Below are 7,195 nucleotides of genomic sequence, written 5' to 3' on the forward strand. Positions count from 1 at the left end.
GAATTCGATATAAATAACTATACAGAAAATAAAGGCATTCACAGCCTGGGCAATATCGGGATTAACGCGGATAAGGTCGTCAATGAAGGTCAGATTTACGCGTTTAACGATGTCAATATTACAGCGAAAGATCTGGATAACAAATTCAGCCATATTAAGGCAAACAATGATGTCAACCTGAAGGTGGACAATATGCTGTATATGGCTGACGCCGCCGTTAAGGCTGGGCGTGACGTTAACCTTGATGTGGGTAAGGTAGATAATAATTATGCCTATAACATTTGGTGGTTCTTCCCGGTAACCGAGACGAAACAGGGCGAGATCACCGCTGGCCGCAATGTTGATTATCGCGTACAGAAGTCGTTAGGCAACCATAACGTGATCAAGGCGAACAACGCGGTAACCATTACGGCGGAAGGCAATTTCGATAACAAAAAAGCGATTACCGGCAACACCATTTCCCTGAAAACCAAAGATTTTGAAAACTATGGTGAGCTGAACGCCGCCGACTGGCTGAGCGCAGACGTTACCAACTCGCTGTCTAATAGCGGCGTGCTGAAAGGCGCTAATAATATTGTGCTGAGCGCGCCCGTAGTGACAAACAGCGGTACGATCGAATCTGCTGATTCTCTGATCTATTCCCATTCTTTCAAGAACTCTGGCCAGCTCGTTGGCGATGTTAAATTAGTTAACACGCTGAAACCGGTTGAGGAACCGGAAGACCCGGCTGAAGAAGCGCAGGACCCAACTGAGGAAGCGCAGGACCCGACTGAGGAAGCGCAGGATCCGGCTGAGGAAGCGCAGGACCCAACTGAGGAAGCGCAGGATCCAACTGAGGAAGCGCAGGATCCGGCAGAGGAAGCGCAGGACACGCCTGGAAACGATGATATTGATCCGCAGGTTGTTAACTCTATTAAATAATTAATCACTTTACCGTGCCGTCACAGGCGGCACGTTTTTTTCTCAGGGAAGCGATATGTCTTACAGGCTGCTATTTTCGGCATTATTGATTCTGCCCATCACCTCTTTCTCCAGCACTCCCAGCGCCATTATTGAACAACAAAGTCTGCATCAGCAGGAACAGCAAAAGGCGCGCCAGAAAAGCCTGACCACAACCGGGAAAGCGGTACAGGGAAGCGTCACGGTCGCTGACAACGACACGGGTGAATTTACCGATACCGAAGGCTGCCTGAGAATAAAGGCGATCCATCTTGAAAACCGCAGCGACCTTCCCGCCTGGCTTCCTGTGCAGCGCATCGCGGATCGGGGTCTCGGTCGCTGCCTTAACGTTCCAAACGTGCGCCATTTAGTCAGGCTGCTGGAAAATCGCATTATGAAGGCGGGCTATATCACGTCGAGAGTCAACGTGCCCGATCAGCGGGCGGGCGACGGCACGCTCAGGCTGCGCATTAACGCCGGGCACGTAGGCCAGCTCAAGCTTGCTGAAGGCAGCAGCGACAATATCTACCTTAACGCCGCTTTTCCCCTGCGCCCAGGCGATCTGCTGGATCTACGCACCGTCGAACAGGGACTGGAGAATATGCAGCGCGTTCCCCATACCGATGTCGCGATCCAGCTGGCGCCCGGCGAACAACCCGGCACCAGTGATATCACTGTCTCGCGACAGCAAAACCGCGGCTGGCGCGCCTCGTTCTGGCTGGATGACGCTGGTAGCCGCTATACCGGACGCTATCAGGGTGGCGCGGCGTTTTATCTCGATAACCCTACCCGGTTAAACGATCTGTTCTATTTTTCCCTGGGGCAGACGCTGGAATATCAACAGCAGCGCGGCAGCCGCAACTACGCCGCCTGGTATTCAGTGCCCTACGGCTACTGGCTGCTCGATCTCTACGCCAGCGAAAACCGTTACAGCCAGCCGCTGACCGGCGAGCTGTCGGACTATTACTACAGTGGCAAAAGCCGTAATTTCAGCCTACAACTCAGTCGCCTGCTGCACCGCGACGCGACGCAGAAAACCACCTTAAGCGCCCAGATCAATCAGCGCGACTACCGCTATTTTCTCAACGATACGGAAATTGAACTGCAGCAAAAAGAGATAACCAATGCGCGCCTGTCGCTCGCCCACCGCCGCTATCTGGAAAACGGCGTGGTCGACGCCACGCTCAGCCTGCAACGCAACGTGCCGTGGTTTGGCAACCGCCCTACCACCGAGATGTTGTACAACGGTTATCACCGCGCCGGTCGGCTGATGACGTTTGATATGCAGGCCTGGCTCCCTTTTCAGCTGGCTGGTGCACAGATGAGCTATCAGCCGCACTTCCTGCTACAGGCGTCGCCCGACAAGCTGGTAAGCCAGGACCGCTTCAGCATTGGCAACCGCTGGAGCGTGCGCGGTTTCGATGGTGAAAACAGCCTGACCGGCAACAGCGGCTGGTTCCTGAGCAATACCGTTAACCTGCATTTACCACAGTGGGATCAGCGGCTTTATACCGGCATTGATTACGGGCGTATTATCAGCCGCGCCGACAACGCGGAGGAAGGAAAACAGCTGGCGGGCGGCGTGCTGGGCCTGTGCGGTGAACGCTGGGGAGTCGGTTATCACCTGTTTGCCGGTACGCCACTCTGGAAGCCTGCGGGCTATCAGACGGATACCATAACGCTCGGCTTCAATGTGCAGTGGGAATATTAAAACCGGGGCGCTGGCGCCTGACAAAAAGAACAGCCGCGCCACCGTTGTCGGATGTCGCGGCTGTGATAGCAGGAGCCGGTGTTGGCGCCGAAAATTAACGCTGAATAGCTTTAAACTGCTTTGTTGTATTGGTTAACGCGGTTTCCGTCGGCAGCCGCTCCATTGAGCTGGCGCCGTAGAAGCCGTCGCACTGCGGACAGTTGTTCATAATAAACTGCGCATCTTCCGGTGTGGAAATCGGGCCGCCGTGACACAGCACGATGACATCCTCACGCACCGCTTTCGCCGCCTGCGCCCATTCATTAATTAACGGCACGCAATCCTCCAGCTTTAACGCCGTTTCCGCGCCGATATTGCCGCCGGTGGTTAAGCCCATATGCGGCACGATAATATCCGCGCCCGCTTCGGTCATCGCCACCGCATCCTCAGCGCTGAAGACGTAGGGCGTGGTCAGCATATCTTTCTGATGCGCCAGACGGATCATCTCCACTTCCAGCCCGTAACCCATGCCGGTTTCTTCCAGATTGGCGCGGAAGTTACCATCAATCAGGCCGACGGTTGGGAAATTTTGCACGCCGGAAAAGCCCAGCGCCTTAAGATCGTCAAGAAACTTGTCGAAATGGCAGAAAGGATCGGTGCCGTTAACGCCCGCCAGCACCGGCGTCTTTTTCACGACCGGCAGCACCTCTTTCGCCATATCCACCACGATTTCGTTGGCGTTGCCGTAGGCCAGCAGCCCGGCAAGCGAACCGCGTCCCGCCATGCGATAGCGGCCTGAGTTATAAATAACGATCAGATCGATACCGCCCGCCTCTTCGCATTTCGCAGAAAGGCCGGTGCCGGCGCCGCCGCCGATAATCGGCTCGCGACGGGCGATCATGGCGCGGAACTTCTCCAGCAACTCCTGTCGATTAAACGCAGACATGATTAAAACTCCCTGGTGTTGATAGTACGAAACGCCTGAACTGCGGCGTCAGCAAACTCTGGATCATTAATGTTATAAGGTAATTTAATTATTTTTCTTTTTTCGGTCGGTATCAGTTCTGCTTCCAGCGTGGCGATAAAAGCGTCATTCGCTTCGGGCGACCAGAACGGCATGTCCGGCGCGTCGAGCGCGGAGAAGCCGCCTTCTGGAATCAGGAACCGTACCTCTCCTTCGCAACGATTTAGCTTGGCGGCAATCCACTTCGCTATTTCGCGGTTTTCCCCTGGTGTGGTGCGCATGAGCGTGACCTGGGCATTATGGTGATAGAACAGCCGGTCCGCATATTTTTCCGGCACGCTCGACGGATGGCCGAAATTGACCATATCCAGCGCGCCGCAGGAAATAACGCAGGGAATCTGTGAGTGGGCGATGGCGTCAAAGCGCGTTTCGCCGCAGGCCAGTACGCCGCCAGCCAGTAAATCACAAACTTCCGTGGTGGTGAGATCCAGCACGCCAGCCAGCATGCCGCTCTCCGCCAGTTTTTCCATCGCCATGCCGCCGCTGCCGGTGGCGTGGAAAACCAGACAATCAAAATCATTTTCCAGTTGCTGGCTCACCGCCTGAATACAGGGCGTGGTGACGCCAAACATGGTCAGCCCCAGCGCTGGCTTATCGTTCGCGTTTTCATCAGGCTGAAACAGTACCGCGCCGGCGATCTGGTGGGCGGCGTTGCCCAGTACCTTGCGTGAAATGCGGTTCAGCCCCGCCACGTCGGTGACGGAATAGAGCATGCTGATGTCGCTGGCGCCGATATAGCCGGAGATATCGCCGGACGCCATAGTAGAAACCATCACTTTCGGCACGCCGACCGGCAAAGCCTGCATCGCGGGGGTCACCATTGCGGTACCGCCCGAGCCGCCCAGGCCCAGGATACCCGCGACATCCTGACGGGATTTAAGAAAATTCTGGAAAGCGAGGCTCATGGCGGCGATAGCCGATCCCCGATCGTTGCAGAAGACGGCGTCGATGCCCTGCGGATGAAACGCAGCCACCTCTTCAGGGGTGACATCTGCCTCAGAAACGCGGCTAAGTGATTGTGCTGACAGGTCAACAGACCTTACCTGAAGGCCAGTTTTCCTTATCAAATCACAAACATAATACAGTTCTATTCCTTTAGTATCCGCCGTAGCGGCCACATAGATGTAACCGGTTTCTTCTTTCGTTTTCATTAAACGTTCCTGTTATATTAGCCATTAAAGACTTGATAAAAATGAAATAAAAACCAAAATGCACTCTACGGGCGGAAAAATTCCCCTCGTTCGAGACAACAGTATCATTGTCACGATTGATAAATCAAGTGAATGAAATGCGCGTCTCGGCATTATTGAGAAAAAACTGATGATTAACCAGATCGAATTGTTCGCTGTAAAAAACATCAAGTCTGATATAGTGCCGACTGTGCTATGCGACCAGACGGGCAATCTGCCCGATATTGAGAAAACAAGAGGTTAAAGTGATAGAAAGGGACACCCAGGCAGGCATGCCGATGACGTCCACGCGCGCCCGTACGCGCCGGCTATTAATCGAAACGGCAATGAAAATGTTCGATAGCGGCAGTTTTCCTTCCATTACTGAAGTGGCGCAGGCCGCACAGCTTTCGCGCGCGACGGCATATCGCTATTTTCCGACACAAAGCGCCCTCGTCTCCGCCATCGTCACCGAAACGCTCAGCCCGATGAAAAATTTCCAGCCAACACAGGCGGATGTCGGCGATCGCATCGACGAACTGCTGGCATTCGCTTTTCCACGCATGCTGCAACATGAGGGCACGCTGCGCGCCGCGTTGCACCTTTCGCTGACGCAGTGGGCGCAGTCGCGCTCTACCGATCTGCCGATGATTAAAGAAAAGCTGGTGCGCGGCAACCGCAAGCAAACGTTGCAGCGCGTCGTTGAACCGCTGCGCGCAGAGCTGCCGCCCGCTGTGCTGCAAAAGGTGATGTATGCGCTGTCGCTGGTCTACGGCTCAGAGATCTTTTTGGTGATGAAGGATATCTGGGGCTGCGATGACGATGCGTTGCAGGATGTTGCCCGCTGGATCGCCAAAGCGATTGTGCGGCAGGCGCGTGAGGACGCACTGTCAAACGACTGACCAGCGTGCAGTATAGCTTCTTATTCCGGCGCGCGGGTTACGCACGCGTCGGCTCTCCAGGCTGGCCAGCCTTATCGCCGTTTAGTCCGGGCTAAGCGGTTTTATCATGCTGTCGTGTTTTCCCGCGTGGTCAAAGATAGCGACGCCCGCTTGCCCCTATTAGTAAGGGATTACAACAGTCCTTCTCGTCGTCTGACACATATTCTTTTGTCCGCTGTACAAGCGCGTCGGAAAAAGCGAAAATCGTTGCAGGATTTTACCGGAATAGTTATCGCTTTCTGGGGCGGGTTTTGTAATTCAGATGCAAAACAACATCATCGAAATGGAGCTAGCATGATAAATTTTCTTGATATCAACTACCAAAAATTATCAGAACAGAGGTCAAGTGAACTCTTTATCCTGAGAAAGGAAACCTTTAAGGATCGCCTGGACTGGGCTGTTAACTGCATCAACGGTATGGAATTTGATGAGTATGATAATGAGCATACTACATACGTCTTTGGTATCCATAACGATAACGTATTATGCAGCGTGAGATTTATCGAAACCCGCTATCCAAATATGATCAGCCACACCTTTGCGCCATGGTTTGATAAAGTCGAACTGCCGCAGGGGAACTATATTGAGTCAAGCCGTTTTTTCGTCGATAAAGATCGCGCCCGCAGTACGGAACTCTATCAATATCCTATTAGCAACATGCTGTTTCTGGCGATGGTGAATTATGCACGCCATTACGGCTATGAGGGAATATATACGTTGGTCAGCCATGCGATGTTACGCATTCTGAAACGTTCCGGCTGGCAAATTTCCGTTATTGAGCAGACGCTTTCCGAGAAAAAAGAGAAAATCTATATCGTATTTCTTCCCATCGACGATCAAAACCGCAACACGCTGATTGAAAAAGCCAACCCGGATAAACTTTTTATTGACAAAGAGTTAGCAAATTGGCCGCTGAATTTTCAGCCTAACCGGCAGCCGGTTTAATCAGCTGTAGCTCAACGCCCATCCTGATGGCATGTTTCGCGTTCATTACGCCCAGTTTTTTCACCACGTTGCCAATGTGAAACTTCACAGTGCTGACTTTAATGCCCAGGATGAGCGCTATTTCCTGATAGGTTTTGCCGACGCTTGCCCAATAAAGGATCTCATTTTCACGCGGCGAGAAAATATCTTTGCTTAACTGCTTTTTAGCGGCGGTGTTGCTGTCCAGTTCCTTGTAGAGCGTGACAATTTTGTCATGCACTTTAATAAGCAGCATCTGCAGCTTATCTTCATTGTCTTTAACAATCGCCTCGGTCTCATTAACGCCATTTTCATTCATCAGAATAGAGAGCAGCGCGAGGTTATTGTAATAATCATGCAAAATAAATGTATGGCCGTTTACAATTTTATAATTTTTAGACAGGTTAAATATTTTAGAAAAATTGAGTTCGCTATTAATGGTAATATTCTCATCCCATGAGAAAGGAGC

7 protein-coding genes are annotated in these 7,195 nt (G+C 52.5%); 4 read left to right on the forward strand and 3 right to left on the reverse strand.

The annotated features are described in order from the left end of the window. On the forward strand, positions 1-921 hold a 921-nt coding region (locus MYY08_RS05555), incomplete at its 5' end, for a hypothetical protein (RefSeq protein ID WP_288013730.1). A 55-nt stretch (positions 922-976) separates the two neighbouring features. Then, positions 977-2,650, forward strand: coding sequence for a ShlB/FhaC/HecB family hemolysin secretion/activation protein (locus MYY08_RS05560; RefSeq protein ID WP_288013733.1), 1,674 nt, complete (start codon positions 977-979; stop codon positions 2,648-2,650). 94 nt (positions 2,651-2,744) lie between these two features. Here the strand turns inward: MYY08_RS05560 and MYY08_RS05565 are convergent, their stop codons facing one another. Both MYY08_RS05565 and MYY08_RS05570 read right to left on the reverse strand, forming a co-directional pair. Continuing rightward, positions 2,745-3,575: a phosphoenolpyruvate hydrolase family protein gene (locus MYY08_RS05565; RefSeq protein ID WP_038624202.1), complete on the reverse strand. Its 831-nt coding sequence runs from the start codon at positions 3,573-3,575 to the stop codon at positions 2,745-2,747. Positions 3,576-3,577: 2 nt separating this feature from the next. After that, the gene (locus tag MYY08_RS05570; RefSeq protein WP_038624200.1) at positions 3,578-4,804 is read right to left on the reverse strand and encodes a Tm-1-like ATP-binding domain-containing protein; all 1,227 of its coding nucleotides are present in this window, start codon (positions 4,802-4,804) and stop codon (positions 3,578-3,580) included. Positions 4,805-5,115: 311 nt separating this feature from the next. Between MYY08_RS05570 and MYY08_RS05575 the strand changes: the two genes are divergently transcribed. Together MYY08_RS05575 and MYY08_RS05580 are read left to right on the forward strand one after the other, a co-directional pair. After that, the gene (locus tag MYY08_RS05575; protein ID WP_052133861.1) at positions 5,116-5,724 is read left to right on the forward strand and encodes a TetR/AcrR family transcriptional regulator; all 609 of its coding nucleotides are present in this window, start codon (positions 5,116-5,118) and stop codon (positions 5,722-5,724) included. Between the two features lie 333 nt (positions 5,725-6,057). After that, the gene (locus tag MYY08_RS05580; protein WP_038624196.1) at positions 6,058-6,708 is read left to right on the forward strand and encodes an acyl-homoserine-lactone synthase; all 651 of its coding nucleotides are present in this window, start codon (positions 6,058-6,060) and stop codon (positions 6,706-6,708) included. Here the strand turns inward: MYY08_RS05580 and MYY08_RS05585 are convergent. Then, positions 6,689-7,195 (reverse strand): helix-turn-helix transcriptional regulator (locus MYY08_RS05585; protein WP_288013738.1); only part of this gene is annotated, 507 nt, incomplete at its 5' end. The genes MYY08_RS05580 and MYY08_RS05585 overlap by 20 nt on opposite strands.

This window comes from Mixta sp. (genome assembly GCF_024610815.1).
Lineage (GTDB): Bacteria > Pseudomonadota > Gammaproteobacteria > Enterobacterales > Enterobacteriaceae > Mixta > Mixta calida.